General features: G+C 66.6%; 26 protein-coding genes. 10 read left to right on the top strand and 16 right to left on the bottom strand.

Annotation, left to right across the window (positions count from 1 at the left end; translation table 11 throughout):
* Window positions 1-45 precede the first annotated feature (45 nt).
* Together F623_RS0102525 and F623_RS0102530 are read right to left on the bottom strand one after the other, a co-directional pair.
* Window positions 46-867, bottom strand: coding sequence for a PilW family protein (locus F623_RS0102525; RefSeq protein WP_369772111.1), 822 nt, complete (start codon window positions 865-867; stop codon window positions 46-48).
* Window positions 819-1,370: a GspH/FimT family pseudopilin gene (locus F623_RS0102530; RefSeq protein WP_255349343.1), complete on the bottom strand. Its 552-nt coding sequence runs from the start codon at window positions 1,368-1,370 to the stop codon at window positions 819-821. Before F623_RS0102530 ends, F623_RS0102525 begins: the two co-directional genes overlap by 49 nt.
* A gap of 172 nt (window positions 1,371-1,542) precedes the next feature.
* Here F623_RS0102530 and F623_RS0102535 point away from each other — a divergent pair, with 172 nt between their 5' ends.
* Window positions 1,543-1,977, top strand: a complete 435-nt coding sequence (locus F623_RS0102535; RefSeq protein ID WP_026278593.1) for a type IV pilin protein — start codon at window positions 1,543-1,545, stop codon at window positions 1,975-1,977.
* Window positions 1,978-2,112: 135 nt separating this feature from the next.
* Window positions 2,113-2,958 (top strand): SUMF1/EgtB/PvdO family nonheme iron enzyme, encoded by an 846-nt coding sequence (locus F623_RS0102540; protein WP_018860864.1) that lies wholly within the window; start codon window positions 2,113-2,115, stop codon window positions 2,956-2,958.
* 112 nt (window positions 2,959-3,070) lie between these two features.
* On the opposite strand, the gene F623_RS0102545 is transcribed toward F623_RS0102540, so the two are convergent.
* Complete coding sequence (locus F623_RS0102545) at window positions 3,071-3,610, bottom strand: protein disulfide oxidoreductase (RefSeq protein ID WP_018860863.1); 540 nt, start codon at window positions 3,608-3,610, stop codon at window positions 3,071-3,073.
* Window positions 3,607-4,038 carry a hypothetical protein gene (locus F623_RS0102550; RefSeq protein WP_018860862.1) on the bottom strand — a complete coding sequence of 144 codons (432 nt, stop codon included), beginning with the start codon at window positions 4,036-4,038 and terminating at the stop codon, window positions 3,607-3,609. Before F623_RS0102550 ends, F623_RS0102545 begins: the two co-directional genes overlap by 4 nt.
* Window positions 4,039-4,173: 135 nt before the next feature.
* Here F623_RS0102550 and nadA point away from each other — a divergent pair, with 135 nt between their 5' ends.
* Window positions 4,174-5,256 carry a quinolinate synthase NadA gene (gene nadA, locus F623_RS0102555; protein WP_018860861.1) on the top strand — a complete coding sequence of 361 codons (1,083 nt, stop codon included), beginning with the start codon at window positions 4,174-4,176 and terminating at the stop codon, window positions 5,254-5,256.
* A 161-nt stretch (window positions 5,257-5,417) separates the two neighbouring features.
* Here the strand turns inward: nadA and F623_RS0102560 are convergent, their stop codons facing one another.
* Window positions 5,418-5,624, bottom strand: coding sequence for a hypothetical protein (locus tag F623_RS0102560; protein ID WP_017926221.1), 207 nt, complete (start codon window positions 5,622-5,624; stop codon window positions 5,418-5,420).
* An 86-nt stretch (window positions 5,625-5,710) separates the two neighbouring features.
* Here F623_RS0102560 and F623_RS0102565 point away from each other — a divergent pair, with 86 nt between their 5' ends.
* On the top strand, window positions 5,711-6,088 hold the full coding sequence (locus F623_RS0102565) for a hypothetical protein (protein WP_018860860.1): 378 nt from the start codon (window positions 5,711-5,713) through the stop codon (window positions 6,086-6,088).
* A gap of 94 nt (window positions 6,089-6,182) precedes the next feature.
* On the opposite strand, the gene F623_RS0102570 is transcribed toward F623_RS0102565, so the two are convergent.
* On the bottom strand, window positions 6,183-6,713 hold the full coding sequence (locus tag F623_RS0102570) for a hypothetical protein (protein ID WP_018860859.1): 531 nt from the start codon (window positions 6,711-6,713) through the stop codon (window positions 6,183-6,185).
* Between the two features lie 109 nt (window positions 6,714-6,822).
* Window positions 6,823-7,404 carry a thioredoxin family protein gene (locus F623_RS0102575; protein WP_018860858.1) on the bottom strand — a complete coding sequence of 194 codons (582 nt, stop codon included), beginning with the start codon at window positions 7,402-7,404 and terminating at the stop codon, window positions 6,823-6,825.
* A gap of 143 nt (window positions 7,405-7,547) precedes the next feature.
* Between F623_RS0102575 and F623_RS0102580 the strand changes: the two genes are divergently transcribed.
* A complete protein-coding gene (locus F623_RS0102580; protein WP_018860857.1) occupies window positions 7,548-8,288 on the top strand; it encodes a ferredoxin--NADP reductase in 741 nt (246 codons plus the stop codon).
* Window positions 8,289-8,391: 103 nt separating this feature from the next.
* On the opposite strand, the gene F623_RS0102585 is transcribed toward F623_RS0102580, so the two are convergent.
* Entirely contained in the window at window positions 8,392-9,162 is a 771-nt protein-coding gene (locus F623_RS0102585; RefSeq protein ID WP_018860856.1) for a carboxylesterase, read from the bottom strand.
* Window positions 9,163-9,252: 90 nt separating this feature from the next.
* Here F623_RS0102585 and F623_RS0102590 point away from each other — a divergent pair, with 90 nt between their 5' ends.
* The gene (locus F623_RS0102590) at window positions 9,253-9,453 is read left to right on the top strand and encodes a YdcH family protein (RefSeq protein WP_018860855.1); all 201 of its coding nucleotides are present in this window, start codon (window positions 9,253-9,255) and stop codon (window positions 9,451-9,453) included.
* A gap of 80 nt (window positions 9,454-9,533) precedes the next feature.
* Here the strand turns inward: F623_RS0102590 and F623_RS0102595 are convergent, their stop codons facing one another.
* On the bottom strand, window positions 9,534-10,829 hold the full coding sequence (locus tag F623_RS0102595) for an FCSD flavin-binding domain-containing protein (RefSeq protein WP_018860854.1): 1,296 nt from the start codon (window positions 10,827-10,829) through the stop codon (window positions 9,534-9,536).
* Window positions 10,830-10,847: 18 nt separating this feature from the next.
* Entirely contained in the window at window positions 10,848-11,162 is a 315-nt protein-coding gene (locus tag F623_RS0102600; RefSeq protein ID WP_018860853.1) for a c-type cytochrome, read from the bottom strand.
* 225 nt (window positions 11,163-11,387) lie between these two features.
* On the opposite strand from F623_RS0102600, the gene F623_RS0102605 reads away from it, so the two are divergent.
* Window positions 11,388-11,699, top strand: coding sequence for a PilZ domain-containing protein (locus F623_RS0102605; protein ID WP_018860852.1), 312 nt, complete (start codon window positions 11,388-11,390; stop codon window positions 11,697-11,699).
* Between the two features lie 33 nt (window positions 11,700-11,732).
* Here F623_RS0102605 and F623_RS0102610 read toward each other — a convergent pair whose 3' ends face one another.
* Window positions 11,733-12,125 carry a DUF3775 domain-containing protein gene (locus F623_RS0102610; RefSeq protein ID WP_018860851.1) on the bottom strand — a complete coding sequence of 131 codons (393 nt, stop codon included), beginning with the start codon at window positions 12,123-12,125 and terminating at the stop codon, window positions 11,733-11,735.
* A gap of 7 nt (window positions 12,126-12,132) precedes the next feature.
* Window positions 12,133-12,447, bottom strand: a complete 315-nt coding sequence (locus F623_RS0102615) for a DUF2288 family protein (protein WP_026278592.1) — start codon at window positions 12,445-12,447, stop codon at window positions 12,133-12,135.
* Window positions 12,448-12,543: 96 nt separating this feature from the next.
* On the opposite strand from F623_RS0102615, the gene F623_RS0102620 reads away from it, so the two are divergent.
* The 3 genes from F623_RS0102620 to F623_RS0102630 are packed head-to-tail and all read left to right on the top strand — an operon-like array spanning window position 12,544 to window position 14,946.
* A complete protein-coding gene (locus F623_RS0102620) occupies window positions 12,544-12,870 on the top strand; it encodes a PepSY domain-containing protein (RefSeq protein WP_018860849.1) in 327 nt (108 codons plus the stop codon).
* Window positions 12,867-13,583: a response regulator transcription factor gene (locus tag F623_RS0102625; RefSeq protein WP_018860848.1), complete on the top strand. Its 717-nt coding sequence runs from the start codon at window positions 12,867-12,869 to the stop codon at window positions 13,581-13,583. The genes F623_RS0102620 and F623_RS0102625 overlap by 4 nt, the downstream gene beginning before the upstream one ends.
* A gap of 40 nt (window positions 13,584-13,623) precedes the next feature.
* Window positions 13,624-14,946 carry a HAMP domain-containing sensor histidine kinase gene (locus tag F623_RS0102630; RefSeq protein WP_018860847.1) on the top strand — a complete coding sequence of 441 codons (1,323 nt, stop codon included), beginning with the start codon at window positions 13,624-13,626 and terminating at the stop codon, window positions 14,944-14,946.
* Between the two features lie 64 nt (window positions 14,947-15,010).
* On the opposite strand, the gene F623_RS0102635 is transcribed toward F623_RS0102630, so the two are convergent.
* The 4 genes from F623_RS0102635 to argS are packed head-to-tail and all read right to left on the bottom strand — an operon-like array spanning window position 15,011 to window position 22,567.
* Entirely contained in the window at window positions 15,011-16,267 is a 1,257-nt protein-coding gene (locus tag F623_RS0102635) for an FAD-dependent oxidoreductase (RefSeq protein WP_018860846.1), read from the bottom strand.
* Window positions 16,268-16,292: 25 nt separating this feature from the next.
* Complete coding sequence (gene hrpA / locus F623_RS0102640; protein ID WP_018860845.1) at window positions 16,293-20,216, bottom strand: ATP-dependent RNA helicase HrpA; 3,924 nt, start codon at window positions 20,214-20,216, stop codon at window positions 16,293-16,295.
* Window positions 20,216-20,800, bottom strand: a complete 585-nt coding sequence (locus tag F623_RS0102645; protein WP_018860844.1) for an SPOR domain-containing protein — start codon at window positions 20,798-20,800, stop codon at window positions 20,216-20,218. Before F623_RS0102645 ends, hrpA begins: the two co-directional genes overlap by 1 nt.
* Window positions 20,801-20,803: 3 nt before the next feature.
* Entirely contained in the window at window positions 20,804-22,567 is a 1,764-nt protein-coding gene (argS, locus tag F623_RS0102650) for an arginine--tRNA ligase (protein WP_018860843.1), read from the bottom strand.
* Window positions 22,568-22,601 lie beyond the last annotated feature (34 nt).

Raw genomic sequence — 22,601 nt, forward strand, 5'->3', positions numbered from 1 at the left:
GAAAGTTTCGCATGCGGGTCGATCTCGTAGTCTGGGTCACTCGATTCATTGCAGTGTTACCCGTCGGTCGTTGCGCACCCGTACGATCTCGGTCAGCGTGACCCGGTGGTCACCAAGTTGACCCTCCATGACAATCCGAATGCGGCGCTTTTGCAGAATGGTCTGTCCTGGGTCGCCGGCTTCGCTGGCATCAGCAGAGCAGGATGAAAAACTCCCTTCGCCCGTGGAGATGTTTCGACAGAGAAACTGACCTTCCTGCCCTGGATCTCCGATCGCCGTAAAGGTCAGATTGGTGATTTCCACTGGGTCATTGGCCCCGCCGACGAGTACCACCCATTCTTCGTCATCGGGGTCCGATGACGGATTCAGCATCTGGATCGACCCTTCGCTAAGACGGAACCCGTACAACTCGTTGTTGCCAATGGTGCCGTCACGATTCCGGTCGAAGGCGTAATTCAGGCGCCCGCAGTTGGTGCTCTCGGAAGCGCAGTCGTCCAGTTGCAAGCCCTGTCCGGTTCCCTGAGCGAAAGGGCTGGCCGCGTTCAGATTCTGATTCCAGTATCCGGCCCGCCGGACGTCCGACGAGACGATCAACATGGTGGAACGCATGTCCTGATTCAGACGAACCGATGACAATGTCTCGTTGCTGGCATTTACGGTGACGATGTAAACCGTGGAAAGCGCGAGCAGCACGATCAGGCCCACGACGAGACCAATCATCAGTTCGATCAGTGTCACACCATGCTGAGCAGTCCGTCGCCCAGGGACTGCTTTCCCTGGGCGGGTGACGACCGTGTCTTTCGTCGTTACTGTGCGCATCAGGTGCAGGCCCCGAAACGCCCACTGCCATCGGGCTGGCAAATCCATGACCGGCCAAGCGCGTTCAGGCGAATTTCCAGGGATCGTCCGCGCGGGTCGGATACCGTTATGGAGGCGACCGGTGAAATCACCTGATCGGTGTTGGTCGTGCGAAGCGCCAGGCCGCGCACCGGATCCATCAGGATCCCGTCATCCCAGGTTTCGTTGGCGGCAATCTGGATGCGGGGAAAATCATCGTTGTTGATCCGTCGGATGTCTTGATTGTTGGCATCGCGGACCACAAGCCAGGCTCCGTTGGAAGGTAGTTCCAGCGTAACCTCGCCGGAGCGCATGATCGCTTCCGATCGTGCGAACTGGAGTTCCGCCAGGATGGCTTCGGCAGCACCGTTCAGGCGCCGGTTGTCGAGTAAGTTGATCAGGTTGGGAGCTGCCAGCGTCGCGATAATTGCAAGCACGGACACCACCACGATCAATTCGATCAAGGTGAAGCCCGTGCAGGGCTGTGACCTGCGGGTGATTTGGCTTGCAGAAATGGGGGGCGCAAGCGGCATGCGGATTGACCTCGCCGGGTATACGATTTCGTGTATGTAGTATGGGTTGAACGAGCGGGCACGGGTTGACCGCTCATGGGGGCGAATGCCCCGCTCGCAAGAGCGTTCCGGAAGATTGACGAACTGGTGGTATTCTCGGGGCAGGGAAATCGCTGGGCAGGGGGGCACGATCATGTATGCAAAGCGCAGAGTACTCGGGTTTACGCTGATCGAGGTCATGATCGTCGTTGTGATCGTGGCCATACTCGCGTCGATCGCTTTCCCTGCCTATGACCGCTACGTCACACGGGCCGAGCGAGCGGATGGGCAGAATGCGTTGACAGATGTACTGCTCCGCCAGGAGCGATTCCGGGCCAATAACCCGCAGTACTCGAGTAATTTCGGGTCGGATGACGACGGGCTGAGGCTTGTGAGTGATGGGCAGTCGGCCACGTACGATAGTGATGAGGGGCGGTGGCGACTTTCGATCACTTCTTCGGGAACCAACGCCTTTACCGTGCAGGCGGACAAGGTTTCCGGGCGCACGGACTCGACGTGTAATCCCATGGTTGTGACGGTGACGCGCGATACGGGTGAAACGGATCGAACTCCCGAGGAGTGCTTCTAGCCTTCTCTGTGTTCCATTGATCGGCCTTATTCATTCAGCAAGTGCCCGAACTTGCGGGCATTTGTTGTTGCCTGATGATTCATGTAGGCAGACACTTGTGGAATGCAATTGGATAAAGCCCGGAGCGTTCAGGACTTGGAGCAGGCGGATCTGCTGGATCTGCAGCAGCGGGCGGCGCGCAAGGCGCGGCTGGATGTCACGTTCCGTGACGAGGCGCGTTCGGGTGCGGTGACGCCCGAGTTGCAGGTGATCCCGGCGGGCGAGTGCGAGATCGGTTCGGATGCTTCGGAGTACGGGCATCAGGAGCATGAGTCACCGCGGCGCTATGTGGTGCTGGAGAAGCCTTTTGCGCTGGGCCGTTTCGCGATTACGCGGGAGGAGTGGGAGGCCTTTGCCGAGGCGACGGGCTGGGAGACCTGGGACTGGCTGGTGTGGCCAAGGACGCCACGCACGCCGATCTTCAACATCAAGCCCGCGTCGATTCAGCAGTATCTCGATTGGCTGAGCGAGGAAACCGGCAAGCGCTATCGTCTGCCCACCGAGGCCGAGTGGGAATACGCCTGCCGGGCCGGTACACGCACGCCTTTTGCCTTCGGCGAGGTGGTTGGCTGCCGCGACGTGCACTTCAATTCCCTGTTCCCCTACGAGGAGCGCCGGCAGCGCCGCAAGTGGTATCTGCCCGCCTGTTTCCCGTTGTCCCGTCCGCTGGATGTCGGCAGCTTCCAGCCGAACCTGTGGGGCCTGTACGACATGCACGGCAACGTGCAGGAGTTCACTTCCACGCCCTGGCATGACGATCACGCGAACATGCCGCGCGACGGCGTATACCGTCGCGACCCGGACAACGAGTGGGTCGTGGTCAAGGGCGGCTCGTGGTTCGACCCGGCGGTCGCCACCCGCAGCGCCGCCCGGCGTCGCCGCAACATCGACGAGATGGATACCAACCTCGGCTTCCGCGTCCTGCGGGAGTTGGATGATTAAACGCTCGGTTGCCTGAGCGCGATGCGTTTCGCTTTGCTCAACGCATCCTACGGTTGGGATGTGACGCGTAGGGCGCACTGAGCGCAGCGAACTGCACCGTGGAGCGGTGGGGCTACAGCCAGCGGGCGAGCCAGAGGCGCAGGCGCAGCTCCAGGGGCGGGGCGTAGCCCTGCTTGCGGAAGACGATCTCGCCGTCGGGGTTGATGATGAAGGTCGCGGGTACACCGCGAACGTTGTATTGCGAAGCGAGTTTGCCCTGCGGGTCGTTGATCACGGCCAGCTCGCGCTCGCGGTCGTTCAGGTGCTCCAGCACCTCTTCCGGCGTGCCGGATTGCATGGCCACCGTGAGCACCGGGTGGCTTTGCGACAGGCGCACGATCTCGCCTTCCTCGAGGCGACAGATCGGGCACCAGGTGGCCCAGAAGTGCAGCAGCATGGGCTCGTCCGCGTAGTCGGCGAGTGTTACTGGCGTGCCATCCAGTAGCTGGGCCTCGAACTCGGGGGCGGGGCCCTCGACCATGTCGCGCGCCATCCAGGCGCGCACGGCCAGGAAGATCACCAGGGCGATCCCGATCTGGATGCCCCAACTCAGGGCGCGGCGGCGCCGGGAAGGCTTCGGGCGTTTCGGTTTGTCGGGGCGGGTCTCGGTCAACGGATCATCTCGGCCTGTCCGGGGCGGGCGCGGGTCCCGCGTTTTTTCGGGCCCTTGCGCACCGCGATGCGCACCAGTTCGTCCTCGTCAGCCATCAGGCGTTCACGCTGGGCTTCGGTCAGAAGCGGATTGCGGGCGACGAAGTAGCGCAGATTCGGGTCGCGGTCGTTCACACAGGCGTCGACCTGCTCGGGCGTCAGGTCGGGGCGTTTGGCGCAGTTCAGGCGCACGGTCTGGTTGGGGTCGGCCAGCAGCAGGGCGACCTCCTCGGGTGTGAGATCCATGCGGCGGGAGAAGTAGGCCTTCACCTGGGCATGCTGGTCGCGCACCAGCAGGGGCCGCCAGTGCGCCTCGAGGTCCGCGGACAGTGCGAGGTCCATGCGTTCCTCGAATGTCATTGCCTTGTATTGCTGCTTCAGGTCGGTCATGGCCGGGGCATTATAGGCGCCCGGGTTGGGATGCGCGGCGACGCCCCCACAATGTGTAGGAACGACAGCGCCCGGGAGCCTGTCGTACTATTAGCCAACGATAATTTACCCCGCATGCCGGGGTGTTGAGGACCCATGACCGCACCGGTGGCCGAAATTCCAATCTTCCAGGTTCCGCGCACGGATCACGTGACGGCTTCGCTGCATGCGTTGACCGATGCCCAGCGCGACGAACTGGTGCGCCGTATCAAGCGCCTGCTGATCGAGCGCAACGCGGTGCTGGTGGCGCATTACTATGTGGACGAGTCGTTACAGCGTCTGGCGGACGAGACCGGCGGCTGTGTGGCCGACTCCCTGGAGATGGCGCGATTTGGCAAGGAGCACCCGGCCGAGACGCTGGTGGTCGCCGGGGTGCGATTCATGGGCGAGACGGCCAAGATCCTGAGCCCGGAGAAGCGCGTGCTGATGCCGACGCTGGAGGCCGAGTGCTCGCTGGATCTAGGCTGCCCGGCTGACGAGTTCGCGAAGTTCCGCGCCCAGTATCCGGATCACACGGTGGTGGTGTACTCCAACACCTCGGTGGACGTGAAGGCGCAGGCCGACTATGTCGTCACGTCCAGCATCGCCGTGCCGCTGGTCGAGCACCTGCGCGATCAGGGCAAGAAGGTTCTGTGGGCCCCAGACAAACATCTTGGCGACTACATTCGCCGCACCACCGGTGCCGACATGGTGCTGTGGGACGGCTCCTGCGTGGTGCACGACGAGTTCCGCGCCTGGGCGCTGGAGGACCTGCGCGGCCGCCACCCCGGCGCCGCGGTGCTGGTGCATCCGGAATCCCCGCGGGAGGTGATCCATCAGGCCGATGTGGTCGGCTCCACCAGCCAGCTGATCGCGGCGGTGAAGAACCGCCCGGAACAGGAGTTCATCGTTGCCACCGACAAGGGCATCTTCTACAAGATGCAGCAGGCGGCCCCGGGGAAGACCCTGATCGAGGCCCCCACCGGCGGCCACAGCGCCACCTGCACCAGTTGCGCCCACTGCCCGTGGATGGCCATGAACGACCTGGTTTCGCTAGCCGAGACGCTGGAAGACGCCGCGGAACCCGCGAAGAACGAGATCTTCGTTGATGAAACCGCGCGCCAGAAGGCCCTGGTGGCTACCCAGCGCATGCTCGATTTCGCCGCCGAACACCGCAAGGCCACCGCCGGCGACGCCTAGGGGTGCCCGTCATCGCGCGCCGCGCAGCGCCGAGGCGACCTTCGGGGGTGGCACAAGGTGCGGGTTTTCGCATGGAGGTTGCTACGCCCTTGGTGTCACCCACTGTAGGAGGCCAGCCCCCTGGCCGATCGGGCCCTTGTAAGCAGTGATGCTCCTGGGGCTCAGCGGTCGTTCAGCCAGGCGGCCCACTGGGAGTGGGTGGAGACGTCCACGCCGTCGGCCTTCGCGGCCTTTTGCAGGTGGGTCTGCAGGTCATCCATCAGTTGCGAATCCATCAACTCCGGCGCCAGCGTCAGCTGCGCGTGCAGCGTGCTGTAGACGAGCTTGAGTTCATTCACCGGATAATGCGACCAGTCGAGGTGGGCCATGGCGTCCGTTCTCCGTTTCGATCATTTGGGTTATAGCCTGACGGTGGCCTGCGGTGCCATTCAAAAGCACCTGCGAGGAAGTGGAGATGTATAAGCGCCGTGCGCGTCTGCTGGTGGCGGCGGAACGGCCGGATGGGCGCGCTGCGCGCGTGGCGGAGCTGGCCGCGGCGGCCGAGTTCGAGGACTGGATCGAGGTGCGCCCGGCGGACGCGATGGCCGACGTCACGGACGCTGACCTGTCCTGGGCCGATCTGCTGGTGGCGGTCGACACGTCTGCCGCCCGCGTCATGCCGGCACGCCGTCCCGCGAGTTGTCGGCCGAAGTACTGGCAGTTGCCCGACGAGACCGGGGCCGATTTCGACCTGCAGACCCTGGAGGCGTTGCGCTGTATGGCCGGCGGGATGCGCATGCTCGCGCGTGTGGATGCTGCCGGGGGCGATGACGGGGAAGGCGGTCACGCGTAACGGATCGCGTGTTGTCGAGAGGCCGCGTTGATGTGAGCGCCCGGGGGTGCCCCGAAAGATCGCCTCGGCGCTGCGCGCCACGCGATGACAACGGCTATTCGGGGTGGTATGGAACGGGCGGCCGGGCATGCAGCTGGGCCAGGTGGTCTTCGTAGAGGGCCCAGATGCGCGGGGCGATGGCGCCGCGCGAACCAGGGTAGGTCAGGCGGTCGGGATTGAAGGTGGCCAGGCGCTCGATCTCGGTGCAGCGCAGTTCCTGGTCGACCACGTTGAAGATCAGGATCTGCGTACCTTGGTCGGCGATAGGCAACAGGGCCCCGATGATGCCGGTGTCATTGAGCCCGGGCTCGCCACGGGCGTCGCCCAGCTCGGCCGGTGGGCGCACAAGCGTGCCCAGCAGCTCCTGGTAGGCCTGGCCGCAGGCAAAGCAGATCTCCGGTGCGCGCAGCCCCTGCACACGTTCGCAGGCCTGGCGCACGGTATTGTCCGGCAGTGCCATGCGCGCCGGCGGGATCGGGATGCGGTTGCTCTCGCCGTTGGGCAGCAGGCGCGGGACGGCCTCCTGGCAGGACGGGCAGCGCCAGGTGGCGACCCGCGGGCCGTCGATCACGTTGCTGGGCGGCATGCGGTGGCCATGGTTCGGAGTGTGCGTTCAGTATACGGCGGGCACGGCCGCCGCGCGGGCAAGCCCGCTCCCGCACGGTCGATTCGGCCAGCCCATTGCGGCAGGTGGGTCAGCCGTAGTAGTCCGGCTCGTTGCCCGGGCGCCACTTGATGTTGCAGCCCAGACTCGGGTGCTGTGGCTCCGGGGCAGTCTGGCCGGCCAGCAGGGCATCGCTGGCCGCGCGCAGGTCGCGCCCGGTGACCGGGGTGTCGGAGCCGGGGCGCGTTTCGTCGAACTGGCCGCGGTAGTACAGCTTGCGGTCGGCGTCGAACAGGTACAGGTCCGGGGTGCAGGCCGCATGGTAGGCCTTGGCCACGGACTGGTCCTCGTCCAGGCAGTAGGGAAACTTGTAGCCGAAACGGCGGGCATCGTCGCGCATCTTGTCCGGGGCGTCGTCCGGTACCGCCTGGATGTCGTTGGAGTTGATCGCGATCACCGCAATGCCCCTGTCCGCGTACTCGCGGCCATAGCGTGCGAACTCGTGGCGGATCAGTTGCACGAACGGGCAGTGATTGCAGATGAAGGCAATCATGTAGCCTTTCGCATCGGGGAAGCTGTCGAGGCTGATGGTGTCGCCGGAGACGACGTCCGGCAGGGAGAAGTTCGGGGCCTCGGTGCCGAGTTCGATCATCTGCGAGGGGGTGCGGGCCATGGTTGCTCCAGTGCCTGTTAGGTGTGGGTGCCGATTATACGGATTGGGACTGGGTGGATTAATCCGCGTCGTCTGGAGGACGGCTTGAAACGATCCGGATACGCCACCAGTCTGGATAATACTTGAGTCATGGAGTCGGAAATATGGGCTGGGTCACGGGGACCGTGCAGGAGTGCAAGCAGTGGACGGATCGTCTCTTCTCGCTGCGGGTGGAGGCGGATGTGGAGCCGTTCAAGGCCGGGCAGTTCAACCGGCTGCGCCTGGAGATCGACGGCGAGCCGGTCGCGCGTCCTTATTCCTATGTGAACGCGCCGGACGAAACCCCGCTGGATTTCTACCTGATCACGGTGCCCGAGGGCCCGTTGTCGAACCGGCTCGTGCAACTGAAGTCCGGTGACACGGTGGAGTTGATGCCGCGCGCCACGGGGTTCTTCACGCTGGACGAGCTGCCGGACAGCCGCGATCTGTGGTTGCTGTCCACCGGCACCGCATTGGGACCCTTCCTGTCGATGCTGAAGACCGACACCCCCTGGGAACGCTTCGATAATATCCGGCTGATCCATGCCGTGCGCAAGGCGGACGAACTGACCTACCAGGATACGATCCGGCAGTTCCAGGAACGCGACTCGCAACAGTTCCAGTACATCCCGTTCGTCAGCCGCGAACCCTGCCCGGGCGGCCTCGAGGGTCGTATCCCGGCCGCGATTGCCGAAGGTCGCCTGGAGCATCACGCCGGGCTCAAGATCGCGCCGGAACATTCGCAGGTGATGCTGTGCGGCAACCCGGCCATGGTGAAGGACACCGCCTCCATCCTCCGCGAGCGCGGGTTGGAAAAGAATCGCCGCCGCAAGCCGGGGCAGATCACGACCGAAAACTACTGGTAGAGCCTGGTTCATGCTGTAGGAGGCCAGCCCTCTGGCCGATTGGACGCCAATAAAACCCCATCGGCCAGAGGGCTGGCCTCCTACAGTTCAGCGTGCGCTGGGGTTAATCGAACAGGTTGGCGGCCCAGGCGTGGATCAGCCCGGCGGCATAGCGCGTGTGTTCGGGACGCGAGAGCAGGTGGTCGGTCTGGTGCAGGGCGACGAAGCTCTTGGGGTGGTGGGCCTGCTGGAAGATCCGACGGGCATGATCGACGCTGACCACGGTATCGCCGGGGGCGTGCAGGAGCAGCAGTGGTTGTGTCATGCGCTCCAGGGCGCTGTCCAGCGTTGGCTCTTCGATCGAGTCCAGGAAGGGTTTTCCGATCTCGACCGGGCGGCCGCCAATATTGACGCGGGCGAAGCCTTCGCGCTCGATGGTGTCGGCGATGTCGCCGAACAGATGCGCGACATGGCCGGGCCGGCTGGGCGCGGCGATGGTGACAATACCCCCCAACTCCTCGCGCTGGCTGCCCACATGGATGGCCATGGCCCCGCCGAAGCTGTGCCCGATCAGGAGATCGGTGGGCTCGCCGGTGGCCTGTTGCACCGCGTCCAGTGCGGCGTTCAGGTCCTCGCAATAGGTTTCGAGCGTGCTGTCGCGAAAGCGGCCCTCGGAGTCGCCCAGGCCGGCGAAGTCGAAGCGCAGCGTGGCGATGCCCTCTTCCGCCAGCGCGCGTGCCAGACGCACGGTGGCGGGGAAGTCCTTGGAACAGGCGAAGCAGTGTGCGATGCAGGCCTGGCCGAGTAGCGGACCCTGGTCGGGTTCTGCCAGAACGCCGTTCAGTTGGATGCCGCGCGGGGTATCGATGGACAGGCTGGTGTTGCGGATGGCCATGGGTTCGGGATGGTTCGGGCAAGGTGGGTCTGCGATGATACGCGAGCTGGATGTATCTCGTGACCCGAACAAACAAGCGAGGATGGGCTGTTGGAGACGGAGAGTCAGATTCGTGCACGACTGGCGGAGCTCGAGTCCGAGCATCGGGCGCTGGATTCCGCAATTGCGGTGATGCACGAGCAACCGGCGCCGGATGCCTTTGCGATTCAGCGGTTGAAAAAACGCAAGCTGCAGCTGAAAGACTCCATCCAGCGACTGCGCAGTCGCCTGATTCCCGACCTGAACGCTTGATTCGAAGCACCCAAAAGAAGACGGCGCCCGCAGGCGCCGTCTTCATCCATCGATTACAGCCGTGACGGCTGTAATCGAGTCTAGCCCCAGATGTCCCGGGTGATCCCGGCGTACCAGGCCCGGGTGTACTCGGCCTCGCGACGACGGAAGCTCGAGGTTTCGCCCGAGGGGCTGACACCGCCAGAGCCTTCGACGCCCGCCTGGGCACCATCCTGGTACTTGTAGACGGCCGCCACGCTGATCCCGTGTTCCGGGGTGATCAGGCTGTAGCAGGTGTTGGCCGAGGAGGGATCGATCGGCTCCTGGTCCATCAACTCGCGCACGATCGCCGCGGCGACGATCTTGCCCTGGTTGTTGGCCGAATGGCCGGACTTCGGCATCGCGCCCGCCACGCTGGCATCCCCCAGCACGTAGATGTTGTCATCCATCTCCGACTTGAAGGTCCGCTGGTTGACCGGGACCCAACCCTGGTCGTTGGTGAGGCCGACATCGTGGACGATCTGGCCAGCCCGCTGCGCCGGGATGAAGTTCATTACATCCGCGCGCACGCGCTCGAAGCCGCTGTCGGAGCGGGCGGTCATCCCGCCGACGTCGATCTCCTCGACCAGACCACCGTCGGAGGCGCCGCGCCACTCGATCATGTCGCCATAGTGCTGGGCCCAGCCTTCCTCGAACAGGCCCTGCTTGGAGAAGTTGTCCTTGGCATCGAGCACGATGATCTTGGAGCGTGGCTTGTGCTCCTTGAAGTAGTGCGCGATCAGCGAGACCCGCTCGTAGGGTCCGGGCGGGCAGCGGAACGGGTTCGGTGGTGCGACCATTACAAAGACGCCCCCATTGGGCATCTCCAGCAACTGAGAACGTAGCAGTTCGGTCTGCGAACCGGCTTTCCAGGCGTGTGGAATCCGTTCGGCGTCGGCCTCATCGATGCCGGGCATGTCGTCGTACTTGAAGTCGATCCCCGGCGACATGACCAGCTTGTCGTACTGCACGCTGCCACCGCTTTCGAGGCGCACGGTTCGGCTGTCGGTGTCTACACCGACGACCTTGTCTTCGATGACGTCGATACCGTCGCGGTCGCGCAGGTTCTGGTAGCCGTGCGTGATCGCATCCATGCTCTCGAACCCGCCGATCACCCAGTTACTGCCGTAGCAGGTGACGTAGGTGGCGTTGGGTTCGATCAGCGTGACCATCATGTCGGGCGAGAACTGTTTCAGATAGCGCGCTGCCGTGGCACCGCCGGAACCGCCCCCGACCACGACCACATGGGCCTTTGCGCCGTTACGGGCGGCACGAGGGGCACAGCCGATACCGGTCAGTGCGGCCGCGCTGGTGACCCCGAAGGCCTTAAGAAAGTGGCGTCGAGTAAAATTGTGCATTGTTGTCATCCCCCGTGATCAGAAGCGCGAGAAGTAGACCGACATCGCTTCGATCTCTTCGTCCGTGTAGCCCTTGGCGTGGCGGTCCATGATGGTCGCGTCACGGTCGCCATCGCGGAACGCGCGCATCTGGCTCTGGATGACCTCTGGCGAGATTCGAGCCAGGTCGGGCACGCCCTTTTCGGCGCCAGCAGCGTTGTGGCAGGCCTTGCAGGAAGCGGCCATCAGCTGGCCACGGGTGATTTCGTCATTATCGGCGATTGCCTTGGATGCGGTACCGGCCATCGCCAGCGAGGCCACAAGCCCCGCCACAAACAAACGTGATTGCTTCATGTGAACGGACTCCTCCGTCTTGAAGTGGCTTTGTATGGCGACAGTCTTCTCGGTACTGCCTCGCTCCTCGCACCCGGTGTGGTCGCCGGGCTGGGATGCATTTCCGGGTTTGTTCGCCCGGAGTTGCGCCTGATCGTGTGATGGAACGATCATTGATTTGGGATATAGCACAACCCATCCGCCTTTTCGATGCATCGAAAAGGTATCTGCAGCAGGAGAAAGGCCATGACAGGGGAACGTCGGCGCCATCCGCGCATCCCGATGACCGTCGAGGTGGTGGCGGAATGCAGTGACGGGAGTCAGGTAAGACTCACCACGAATGATATCTCCGGTGGAGGCGCCTTCCTCGCTTGGGAAGATCGGGAGCAGCCCGGGATTGGCGTGTTGAAGGGCCTCGATCCGGGCGACGAACTCATGCTGCAGGTGTTCGGCTTGCTCGGGGACGGGGGCGAGCCACCCCGGGTGCGGGCACAGGTCGTGCGCGTCATGGAAGACGGGGTGGCCGTGCAGTTCGATCCGTCCGAGCTGGGGGCGTGACTCGGGCCGCTCTGGCCCCGGGCTGCCTTCTCCCTAGTCAACAGCCTGCATCTGCTCCAGCCCGGCCTCCCACTCGTCCGCGATCATCGGGTTGGCGATCAGGCGATGGGCGGTATCGGGTGTCCAGTCGTCGCGGGCATCCTCCAGTGCGATTTCCCATTCCTCGGCACCGTAGTCGCCACGCCCGAGGGCGCTGAGGGCCTGCAGCTCTGCCTGGTACTCCGGCCCGAGGCCGCTGAGGGTGTCTTCCAGCTCGCGCAGGGTCAGATCGCCGGCATGATCGGCGAGGATCTGCATGGCCCAGTCGTCGTCCGACGTGTCGGGGTTCGAGTCCGGAAATACGACCTCCTCCTTGGCATGGAACTCCCGCGCCGCCTGGATCAGGCGGGCCAGCGTGTCGTCCTCGATGCCCAGCGGCGAGGTCATGGCGGGATCAGTGGGCCGTGCTGCGTTCCTGGGCGAGCACCCAGGGTGCGGCGACGATCGCGGTGAACACGGGGTCATTCGCGGCCCAGCGGCGTGCATCGTCATCCGAGGCACGGGCGACCTGGTCATTGGCCAGCCATTCGCTGACCTGATGCGTGGCGTCGTCACGGAACGCGCGGGCCACCGCGATCAGGTCCAGCTCGGGCGCCACGCGAATCACCACGCCACGGGCGAAATGCGGCATCAGTTCGTTCCAGCGCAGAGGGCCGGCTTCTTCCTCCAAAGGTACCTCGGGTTCGGAGTGGGCAGGGGCTTGAGTCATGACGGGAACGTCCGGTTTCAGATAACGTTCAGGCTAGGCCTATAGCCTTGTAGCTGCAAGAGTTTGCTCACCCACCCTGTCACGGAGATCACCGTTATGCGCCCCGGACCGGAGACCGTTGCCAAAGGCGGTGCCCGGAGACGCCGATTCATCGGTCGTGCGGGCGCGCTCGGGATCCTGCTGGCGGTCCTGCTGGCGCCCTTCGCGGCGCAGGCGCAATTCATTACCGAAGATCCGCATGCGGCCGTCTGGACGCTGGACGAGGCGGTGGCGCGTGTCGAAGCCAACTATCCAGGGCGGGTCCTGTCCGCGCGCGAAGATTTGACCGAGTACGGGAATCGCGTGTTTATCGTGCGTATCCTGACCGACAACCAGCAGGTGCGAACGATCAAGATCGAGGAAGGGACGGAGCTGGACCCATGAATCTGCGCGTAGTGGTGATCGAGGACGATCTGGCTCTGCGCAGCCAGATCGCCGAGGAGATGGAGAACAACGGCTGCCGCGTGGATACCGCCTCGGACGGCGACACCGGCCTGTACCTGCTAACCGAGTATCACTGCGATATTGCGGTGGTGGATCTGGGGCTGCCCGGCATGGATGGCCTCGATGTCATTCGCAAGGCTCGCGAGGTGAAGCCGCAACTGCCCATCCTGATCCTCACGGCCCGCGACCGCTGGCAGGACAAGGTCGAGGGTCTCGAGGCGGGTGCCGACGACTATCTGACCAAGCCGTTCCACATTCAGGAGCTGGTGGCTCGCCTGCGCGCCCTTGCGCGTCGGAGTCTGCAGGCCGGTCGCGAACAGCTGCAGTTCGGCCCTCTGTTGATCGACACCGCCACCGACGATGTTCGCTTGAACGACGAGCCGGTCTCGCTGACGACGTTCGAGTACCGCCTGCTCCTGACACTGGTGCGCCAGCCGGGGCGTGTGCTGAGCAAGGAAGTGCTGGCGGACTATCTCTACGAACACGACGAGGATCGCGAGAGCAACGTGATTGAGGTGCTGATCGGGCGCCTGCGCCGCAAGCTGGACCCGGACGGCAGCCTGGGCCTGATCGAGACCCTGCGCGGCCGGGGCTATCGCTTTGTACGCGAGGCGGATGCCGCCACCCCGTCCGATCCCGCCTCGGGCTCATGACGCTGCGCACGGGCGACGCCGGCTCCTTGTTCGATATCCGATGAGACGCCCTCTGCGCCAGATCCGCAGTAGCCTGACCCTGCGCCTGGCGCTGGTAGCAGGGGCTACTGTACTGGTGTTTTCCCTGCTAACGGCCTGGGTGCTGGAGGCCGCATTTCGCGACAATGCGGCGGATGCCGTGGAGACCCGCCTGGAGGCCCAGGTTCTGCTGTTGATGGGGCTGGTCGAGGTCGTCGGGCGCAACGAGGTCCGCGTCCCCGAGATGCTGCCCGAGAGTCGCCTGCAACTGCCCGCCAGTGGTCTCTATGCCCGCATCCTCGGTCCGGACGGGCGCACGCTCTGGCGCTCCCCGTCCGCAGTGGGGATCTCCCTGCGTGACTGGTCGGAGGACGACTTCTTCGCCTTCAGCCTGCCCGTGCAATGGGAGCTGGACGGTGGCCAGGTCGGACTGACTTTCCAGATGCTGGAAGATCGTGAGGCCTTTGAAGAACAGGTGGAGCAGTATCGCGCCAGCCTCTGGCAGGGGCTGATGACCATGACGATCTCGTTGATCGTCGCCCTTGGGCTGGCACTGTGGTTCTGGGGACTGTGGCCGTTGCGCCGCGTACAGGGCGATCTGGAGGCACTGCGGCACGGGGACCACAGGCGCCTGGAGGGGCCGTACCCGACCGAGGTGCAGGCCCTGACCGGGAGCATCAACGACCTGATCGAATTCGAGCGCGCGCGACTGAAACGCCAGCAGAATGCCCTGGCCGACCTGGCCCACAGCCTGAAGACCCCGATCTCCGCGCTGCGTCTCAACCTCGAGAGCCAGAACCTCGACTCCGAGGACATGCAGCGCCAGGTTGACCGGCTGCAGGCCATGGTGCAGCACCAGCTCAGCCAGGCACAGCGCCTGGGTCCGGCGCCCTTCCAGGCGCCCGAGCTACTGGCGCCCATCATCGAGCGAACCTGTCAGGCGCTTGGACGGCTCGCCAGCCAGCAGGGTGTGGATCTGGACAGCGAACTCGAACCGGGCTGTGCCCTGCGCATGGAACCGGGCGCGATCTTCGAGCTTCTCGGCAATACCCTGGACAACGCGATCCGCCATGCGACCAGCCGTGTGCGAATCTCGACACAGTGCACGCCGCAGGCCGTTACGCTGACCATCGACGATGATGGGCCCGGTATCGCGCCGGCGGATCGCGCCCGGGTGCTGGAGCGGGGGGAACGCGCAGACGTACGCAGCGACGCCGAGGCCGGCCAGGGCCTGGGTCTCAGCATTATCCAGGCCCTGGTGCAGGATCACGGTGGCGAGCTGCATATCGAACAGGCACCGGAGCTGCATGGGGCACGGATCCGCATGGTATTCCCGGCGTCGTAAATGGCGTGGTCTGTATTGCCTCATGATGCGTTTCGCGTTGCTCAACGCATCGCCCCAGAGCCGATCAGAGCCTCAGTTCTTCCATGGGTAGAGACGGCGATTCGCCCAGCACCCCCGCACGCACCAGCGCCGCCGCCCCGCAGGCAAACGTCCAGCCCAGATGTCCGGACCCGGTGTTCAGGTGCAGGCCGTTGATGGAGGTGGGCCCCAGGATCGGCGTACCGCGGGCGCTCATTGGGCGCAGCCCGGTCCAGGGGGCCATCGTCGCCGGGTCGAAGGTCGCGGGCAGGCCGGTCAGGGTGCGCCGGCACTGGTCGAGGACATTGGCGCTCCGCTCGGTGTTCAGGTGGCGGTCACGGCCGGCGAATTCGGCGGTGCCGGCCAGGCGCAGGCGTTTGCCCAGTGGGGTCATCACCACCTTGTTGGCGTCATCGATCAGCGGCAGGTTCAGCCGGCAGTCTGCGTCCATCGGCAGGGTCAGCGAATAGCCCTTTACCGGGGCGACGGGCAGGTGCAGCCCCAGCGGGCGCAGCAGGTCCGCGGCGTGGTAGCCGTTGGCGACCACGCAGGCCTGCGCCGCGATCGGCCCTTCGGAGGTCTCCACCGCGTCGATCCGGCCGCGGTGGGTGCGCAGGCGCCGGGCGGTGACGTTCGGGTAATAGCGGATGCCCCGGCGCTGGCCGATCGCGAGCAGTTGCTCGGTGAAGCGGGCCGCGTCGCCGATCGCATCGCCGGGGAAGAACAGCCCGCCGCACAGGCGCTCGCGCACCGGCGCCAGTGCCGGCTCTTCCGCGATGATCCGCTCCACGTCCCAGTCCTCGAAGCGCACGTCCTCATCACGCATCGCCTCGCTCGCGGCGCGGTTGTGGGTCTGGCTGGCCGGGTCCTGGAACAGCTTCAGGATGCCGCAGCGGCGAAAGTCGAAGTCCAGCCCCTCGCTTGCCAGCTCCTGCTGGAGGCGGTCGATCTCCCGGAGCGAGAACGCCGCCAGGCGGGCATTCAGGCGGGTGTGCTGCTCGAACAGTGAGCGGCGGCTGTGCCACAGAAAGCGCAGACCCCATCCGGCCAGCCCGGGCAGGGCGCGGGGGCGCAACAGCAGCGGCGACTCCGTGCGGCCGAGAAAGCGCAGCAGGTCCAGGCCGACGCCGGGGGTGTTCCAGGGCTCGGCATGGCTCGCATGCAGCATGCCGCCATTGGCCTGGCTGCAGCCGGTGGCGGGCCGCGGGCCTGCGTCCACCAGCACGACGTCGGCGCCGGCCTCCTGCAGGTACCAGGCAGTGGTCACACCGATCACACCGGCCCCGATCACGACTACGCGCATCCGCTGCTTCCCCTATCAAGAACGCTCATGTACCGCTTGCCAGTCGTTGGATTACGTCGGCGTATTCGCGTTCCAGCCGCTTCGGCGACACCTTCTCGCGAGTGCCCAGTTCCTGGGCGAACTGCGAGACGCGAAACTCCTCAATGCGGTAGCGAAAGGCGAGCACATCCGGGTGGTCCGGCGCCCGCGCGATCAGCTCCTGTGCCTGCTGCCACAGCGGCTCGACCGCCACACGTCGCGCGCGGTCCTTGTCCGGCGCCTGAGTCAGGCGTTCCAGGCGCTTGTCGATTGCCTGCAGGTAGCGCGGCAGCTCGGGCAGCACGGCGTGCGGGGTACGCAGCAGGAAATCGGCCGGGACCAGCGCCTCGAGCTGGCCGCGGATGTCGCGCGCGGCCTCGATCCAGGACAGCGGCAGATCCCCCTGCAGCCGCGTGCGCAGGTCGTGCCAGTGGCGCAGGATCTCGGCGGCCAAGCGCGAGAGTTCCATCACCGTCGGCGAGAACTCGGGCAGGCTGGCCTCCAGGCGCTCTCGAAAGGCCTCGGTATCGCGCGGCCATGGCTCGGCCAGGAACACGCGGTCGGCCGCGGCTTCCAGGATCTGGTCGCGCAGCGCCTCGCAGCTGCCGAGCGTCGAGTAGTTCAGGCAGGCGCGCTCGATCTCCGGGAGCTGGCGGCGCAGGTCGCGCGCGGTCTTGCGCGCGCCCAGCAGGAACAGCCGGCGCAGGCCCGCGCGGTGGGCGCGCGTGGCCCGAGTCGGGTCCGGTTCCAGCTCCAGCGAGACCGCGTCGCCGCGATCGACCAGGATCGGGAAGGCACGCAGCTGCGCCCCCTGATGGTCGAACTCGACACTCTCCGGCAGCGCGCCGAAGTCCCACTCGGTGATCCCCTCGCGGGTAATCTCGTCCGGGCGGCTGGCGTCGAAGTGGGCCTCGGCGCTGTCGCCCAGCCGGCGCTTCAGCGCGGCCAGGTCGCGGCCGCTGGCCTGCTCGTTGCCTTCTGGATCGAGGATGCGAAAGCGCATCACCAGGTGGGGCTCCAGGTTCTCCGGGCGCCAGGCATCCAGCGGGATCTCGGTGCCGGTCATCGCGTGCAGGGCCTCGGCCAGCGCCGGGATCAGCGGGCCCTGGCGGTGTTCGATGCGCGCCAGCGCGGCCTGCGCGAAGTCCGGCGCGGGCACGAACTGGCGGCGCAGACCCTTGGGCAGGCTCTTCAACAGGCCGGTCACGCGCTCCTCCAGCAGCCCCGGCACCAGCCAGTCGCCCAGCCAGTCGGGCACCGCGTTCAGCGCGGCGATCGGGATGGTCACGGTCACGCCGTCGTCCGGCTGGCCCGGCTCGAAGCGGTAGGCCAGCGGTAGACGCAGGCCCTCGACCTCCAGGTGGTCGGGGTAGGCCCCTTGCGGGAGCGTGGTGTCCGGTTCGTTCAGAAGCGCCGCGCGGTCGATCCGAAGGGCGTCGGGGTCCCGCTTCTCGGTCTTGCGCGCCCAGGTCTCGAAGCTCGTGCCGTCGGTGATCTCCGCCGGCAGGCGGGCGTCATAGAAGTCGAACAGGCGATCCTCTTCCACCAGCAGGTCGCGCCGGCGTCCGCGCGCCTCCTGCTCGGCGATCTCGGCCACCGCCTCGCGGTTGGCCTGCACCCCCTTCGAGCGGGTGCGCAGCTCGCCACCGACCAGGCCCTCGCGGATCAGGATGCGCCGGGCCTCGGCGGGGTCGTGTCTTGCGAAGTCCACCGGCTTTTTCGGGGCGACGACCAGGCCGTACAGGGTGATGCGGTCGAAGGCCCCGACGCGTCCGCTGCGGCGCTGGAAGTGCGGCTCGAAGATGTGGTGCTTGAGCAGATGCGCCGCCGCGGCCAGGATCCAGTCGGGCTCGATGCGGGCGTTGTCGCGGGCGTAGACGCGGGTGGTCTCGGCGATCTCCGCGCTCATCACCCAGGCCGGTTTCTTCTTCGCCAGGACCGAGCCGGGATGGATCTGGAAGCGGCGGTTGCGCGCGCCGAGGTAGTCGCCGCGCTCGGTCTTCTGCCCGATCTGGCTGACAAGCCCGGTCAGCAGTGCGCGGTGCACGGGCTCGGCGTCGGCCGGTTGGTGGTTCGGCTTTAGGTCCATCTCGCGGGCCTGGCGCAGCAGCTGCACGCGCAGTTCCTGCCACTCGCGCATGCGCAGGAAGTTCAGGAAGTGCTCGCGGCACCAGCGTTTCAGGGCATTCGAGCCCAGGTCCTCGCGCGCGGTGTGCCAGGCCTCCCACAGCCGCAGCATACCCATGAAGTCGGAGCCCTCGACCTGGAACTCCCGATGGGCCTGGTCCGCCGCCTGGGTGGCCTCCGCCGGGCGTTCGCGCGGGTCCTGCAGCGACAGGAAGGCCGCGATGGTGGCGGTCTCGGTTACGCAGCCGTGGTCGGCCCCGGCCAGCAGCATCGCGCCATGGCGCGGGTCGATGGGCATGCGTGCAAGCTGGCGACCGCGCGGGGTGATGCGGCCGCGGGCATCCACCGCGCCCAGCTCCTCCAACAGGCGGTAGCCGTCCTTGACCAGGCGCGGGTCGGGCGGGTCGACGAACGGGAACTGGCGCGGCTGGCCGAGTTTCAGCGCGGCCATCTGCAGGATCACCGAGGCGAGGTTGGAGCGCTGGATCTCCGGGTCGGTGAACGGCGGGCGCAGGTGGTAGTCGTCTTCCGCGAACAGACGGATGCAGATGCCGGGGCCCAGCCGTCCGCAGCGCCCGGCGCGCTGGTCGCAGGCGGCCTGCGAGATCGGCTCCAGGCTCAGGCGCTGCACGCGGGAGCGCCAGGAGTAGCGCGAGACGCGGGCCAGCCCCGAGTCGATCACGAAGCGGATGCCGGGGACGGTCAGCGCGGTCTCGGCGACGTTGGTGGCCAGCACGATGCGTCGGCCGGCGTGCGACTGGAATACCCGTGACTGCTCGCGCGCGGACAGGCGCGCGTATAGCGCCAGGACCTCGGTGTCCGCGCGCACCTGGCCGCGCAGGGCCTTGTGGGCGTCGCGGATCTCGCGTTCGCCGGGCAGGAACACCAGGATATCGCCGGGGCCGGCACGCTCGCATTCGGCGACCGCGTCGCGGATGCCGTCGAACAGGTCGCGCTCGCCACGGCCTGCGTCTTCGTCGTCGGCCGCGTCTTCCGGCTCGATCGGGCGGTAGCGCAGCTCCACCGGATAGGTGCGGCCGGCCACGGTCAGGATCGGGGCGTCGTCGAAGAACGCGGACAGCCGCTCCGGATCCAGCGTCGCGGAGGTGATGATGATGCGCAGCTCCGGGCGCTTCTTCGACAGGCGCTTGAGCACTCCCATCAGGAAGTCGATGTTCAGGCTGCGCTCATGCGCCTCGTCGACGATCAGGGTGTCGTAGGTGCGCAGCTCCGGGTCATGCGCCAGCTCCGCCAGCAGCATGCCGTCGGTCATCAGCTTGACCCAGTTGTTCGGCCCGGTCTGGTCGGAGAAGCGGACCTTGAAGCCGACGGTGGAGGTCTTATCGCCCCCCAGCGTCGTGCCCAGCTCCTCGGCGATGCGGCTGGCGACCGAGCGCGCGGCGATGCGGCGCGGCTGGGTGTGGCCGATCAGCCCGGCCTCGCCGCGCCCGGCCTCCAGGCACAGCTTGGGCAGCTGGGTGGTCTTGCCGGAGCCGGTCTCGCCGCACAGCACCAGCACCGGGTGTTCGCGGATCGCGGCGACAATCCGCTCGCGCTCGGCGTGGATCGGCAGGTCGCCGGCGTAGACGGGCTGCGGGCGCAGGCGTTCGCGCTCGGCGGCGCCATGTTCGGCGTGTGCAAGGCGTTCGGTCAGGGTGGAGACGAGCCGGTCACAGGGTTGGCCGCGCTTGTGCCGCTGGCGGGCCCGGCGCAGCAGTTCGCCCAGTTCGCGGCGTTCGCTGCCCTGTGGCAGGGCCTCCACGGTCCTCGCCAGCGCGTCCAGGTCCGGGCCGGCCGCGGCCATCAACCGTCCCGGTGACGCAGGCGCAGGGCCTCGATGTTCTCCGAGCGCAGGCGGTCCAGGGCGCGGTTGACGTCGTCCTCCTGGGTGAAGGGGCCGACAAAGACTCGGTGCCAGGTCTCGCCCTCGACCTGGACCTCGTGTACCTGCGGGCTCAGGCCCAGGAGGGAGATGCGGGCCTTCATCTCGTCGGCCTGTTCGAACCGCCGGAAGGATCCGATCTGCAGGATCACCGGATCGCCCTCGGCCGGGGAGGCCGGGGGTGGGACCACCTGGTCCTGCGGGACTTCGCGCTCACCCCGAGGGACACGCACCTCGTCTTCGGGCAGCAGCTCGTAGTAGCGAAACCGCGGCTCATCATCGGTGGGCAGGCGCTCCGGCTGCGCTGCGGGTGCGCGCTCGGCCGGGGTCTCCGGCTCGCCGAACAGGGCGCCGATGTCGGGCGAACGGTCGGCCCCCTGGAGATAGAGCACGGCCGCGATCCCGAGCCCGATCAGCAGGCCGGCGAACATCCAGACCCAGCCCGGGATCGGTCGTGAAGATCGGGCGGGGGTCGTCTTGCGGCGCTTGCGGCGGGCCTGGGCCATGGGCTACATCCGTTCGGGGGCGGTGACGCCGAGCAGGCGCAGCCCATTGTGCAGCACCTGCTTGATGCCGGTCAGCAGCGCCAGGCGCGCGCCGATGACGTTGGCGTCCTCGGCATTCAGGAATGGCACGGCGTTGTAGTAGGTATGGAAGCCGGCGGCCAGCTCGCGCAGGTACTGGGCGATCTGGTGCGGCTCGCAGGCCTCGGCGGCCGCCGCGATCACCTCGGGGAAGCGGTCGAGGCGATCCAGCAAGTCGTCTTCCTGCGGCTCGGTCAGGCGTTCGGACAGCCCGGCGTCGTCCAGCGCGCTGGCGGTATGGCCGCGTTCGGCGGCGGTACGCAGCACGCTGGCGATGCGCGCATGGGCGTACTGGATGTAGTACATCGGGTTGTCGTTGGACTGCGACTTGGCCAGATCCAGGTCGAAGTCCAGGTGCTGGTCGCAGCGCCGCTGCACGTAGAAGAAGCGTGCGGCGTCCGACCCGACCTCGTCGCGCAGCTCGCGCAGGGTGACGAACTGCCCGGCGCGGGTGGACATCGGCAGGCGTTCGCCCCCGCGGTAGAGGATCGCGAACTGCACCAGCAACACGTCCAGGCGGTCGGCCTCCAGGCCCAGGGCCTGCAGCGCGGCGCGCACGCGCGGGACGTAGCCGTGGTGGTCGGCACCCCAGATGTTGATCACGCGCTCGAAGCCGCGCTGGAACTTCTCGCGGTGATAGGCGATGTCGGAGGCGAAGTAGGTGTAGTCGCCGTTCTCGCGGCGCACCACGCGGTCCTTGTCGTCGCCGTAGTCGGAGGAGCGGAACCACAGCGCCCCGTCCTTCTCGTACAGCGCGCCGTGCGCCTCGAGATCCTGCACCGCGGCGTCGATCGCGCCGGAGTCGGCCAGACTGCGCTCGGAGAACCAGCACTGGTATTCGACCCCGAACTCGCGCAGGTCGTCGCGGATGTCTTCGAGGATCGCGTTCAGTCCACAGTCGAACACCGTGCGGTACAGTTCCGGGCCCAGCAGCTCGCGGGCACGGGCGATCACCGCGTCGATGTAGATCTCCTTGTCGCCGCCGGCCGGTTCGTCCGGCGGCAGGTCGCGGGTCACGGCCTCGGCCGGGTGTACGGCCTGTTCGCCGATCTGCGCGGTCAGGGACTCGGCGACCGGGTAGATGTAGTCACCCTGGTAGCCGTTGGCCGGGAACAGGACCTGCACGCCGTGCTGTTCCAGGTAGCGCAGCCAGACGCTGGCGGCGAGGATGTTCATCTGCCGCCCGGCGTCGTTCACGTAGTACTCGCGGGTGACGTCGAAGCCGCAGAAATCCAGCAGGTCGGCGACGGTGGCACCGAAGGCCGCGCCGCGGCCGTGGCCGACATGCAGCGGGCCGGTGGGGTTGGCGGAGACGAACTCCACCTGCACCGGGCGGCCGTTCCCCACGCTCGATCGGCCAAAGTCGGCGCCCTGGGTGGCGATGCGGCCCAGCACCTGGGTGCGGGCATCCGCGGCGAGGCGGAAGTTGATGAAGCCGGGGCCGGCGATCTCGGTGCCGGCCAGGCCGGGCACGGCCGGCATCGCGGCGCACAGGGCCTCGGCCAGGTCGCGCGGTTTGGTCTTCGCTGGGCGCGCGAGCTGCATCGCCAGGTTGCTGGCAAAGTCGCCATGCTCGCGGTCGCGGGCACGCGTGACCTGTACCTCGACACCGTGATCGGCGGGTACACGGCCATCGGCCACCAGGGTCTCCAGGGCGGCCGCGAGGGCCTGGGTAAGGGCGTCTTTCAAGGGAACCGGGTCCGTCGTCTCAAAAGGCCCGCAT

It is taken from the genome of Thioalkalivibrio sp. ALD1 (assembly GCF_000381245.1).
Lineage (GTDB): Bacteria > Pseudomonadota > Gammaproteobacteria > Ectothiorhodospirales > Ectothiorhodospiraceae > Thioalkalivibrio.

What these genes read in the sequence shown, in the direction of transcription:
- F623_RS0102525 (WP_369772111.1), bottom strand. Translation starts at nt 867, where the DNA reads ATGGATTTGCCAGCCCGATGGCAGTGGGCGTTTCGGGGCCTGCACCTG.
- F623_RS0102530 (WP_255349343.1), bottom strand. Translation starts at nt 1,370, where the DNA reads ATGCCGCTTGCGCCCCCCATTTCTGCAAGCCAAATCACCCGCAGGTCA.
- F623_RS0102535 (WP_026278593.1), top strand. Translation starts at nt 1,543, where the DNA reads ATGTATGCAAAGCGCAGAGTACTCGGGTTTACGCTGATCGAGGTCATG.
- F623_RS0102550 (WP_018860862.1), bottom strand. Translation starts at nt 4,038, where the DNA reads ATGACCGACCTGAAGCAGCAATACAAGGCAATGACATTCGAGGAACGC.
- nadA (WP_018860861.1), top strand. Translation starts at nt 4,174, where the DNA reads ATGACCGCACCGGTGGCCGAAATTCCAATCTTCCAGGTTCCGCGCACG.
- F623_RS0102560 (WP_017926221.1), bottom strand. Translation starts at nt 5,624, where the DNA reads ATGGCCCACCTCGACTGGTCGCATTATCCGGTGAATGAACTCAAGCTC.
- F623_RS0102565 (WP_018860860.1), top strand. Translation starts at nt 5,711, where the DNA reads ATGTATAAGCGCCGTGCGCGTCTGCTGGTGGCGGCGGAACGGCCGGAT.
- F623_RS0102570 (WP_018860859.1), bottom strand. Translation starts at nt 6,713, where the DNA reads ATGCCGCCCAGCAACGTGATCGACGGCCCGCGGGTCGCCACCTGGCGC.
- F623_RS0102575 (WP_018860858.1), bottom strand. Translation starts at nt 7,404, where the DNA reads ATGGCCCGCACCCCCTCGCAGATGATCGAACTCGGCACCGAGGCCCCG.
- F623_RS0102580 (WP_018860857.1), top strand. Translation starts at nt 7,548, where the DNA reads ATGGGCTGGGTCACGGGGACCGTGCAGGAGTGCAAGCAGTGGACGGAT.
- F623_RS0102585 (WP_018860856.1), bottom strand. Translation starts at nt 9,162, where the DNA reads ATGGCCATCCGCAACACCAGCCTGTCCATCGATACCCCGCGCGGCATC.
- F623_RS0102595 (WP_018860854.1), bottom strand. Translation starts at nt 10,829, where the DNA reads ATGCACAATTTTACTCGACGCCACTTTCTTAAGGCCTTCGGGGTCACC.
- F623_RS0102600 (WP_018860853.1), bottom strand. Translation starts at nt 11,162, where the DNA reads ATGAAGCAATCACGTTTGTTTGTGGCGGGGCTTGTGGCCTCGCTGGCG.
- F623_RS0102605 (WP_018860852.1), top strand. Translation starts at nt 11,388, where the DNA reads ATGACAGGGGAACGTCGGCGCCATCCGCGCATCCCGATGACCGTCGAG.
- F623_RS0102610 (WP_018860851.1), bottom strand. Translation starts at nt 12,125, where the DNA reads ATGACCTCGCCGCTGGGCATCGAGGACGACACGCTGGCCCGCCTGATC.
- F623_RS0102615 (WP_026278592.1), bottom strand. Translation starts at nt 12,447, where the DNA reads ATGACTCAAGCCCCTGCCCACTCCGAACCCGAGGTACCTTTGGAGGAA.
- F623_RS0102620 (WP_018860849.1), top strand. Translation starts at nt 12,544, where the DNA reads ATGCGCCCCGGACCGGAGACCGTTGCCAAAGGCGGTGCCCGGAGACGC.
- F623_RS0102625 (WP_018860848.1), top strand. Translation starts at nt 12,867, where the DNA reads ATGAATCTGCGCGTAGTGGTGATCGAGGACGATCTGGCTCTGCGCAGC.
- F623_RS0102630 (WP_018860847.1), top strand. Translation starts at nt 13,624, where the DNA reads ATGAGACGCCCTCTGCGCCAGATCCGCAGTAGCCTGACCCTGCGCCTG.
- F623_RS0102635 (WP_018860846.1), bottom strand. Translation starts at nt 16,267, where the DNA reads ATGCGCGTAGTCGTGATCGGGGCCGGTGTGATCGGTGTGACCACTGCC.
- hrpA (WP_018860845.1), bottom strand. Translation starts at nt 20,216, where the DNA reads ATGGCCGCGGCCGGCCCGGACCTGGACGCGCTGGCGAGGACCGTGGAG.
- F623_RS0102645 (WP_018860844.1), bottom strand. Translation starts at nt 20,800, where the DNA reads ATGGCCCAGGCCCGCCGCAAGCGCCGCAAGACGACCCCCGCCCGATCT.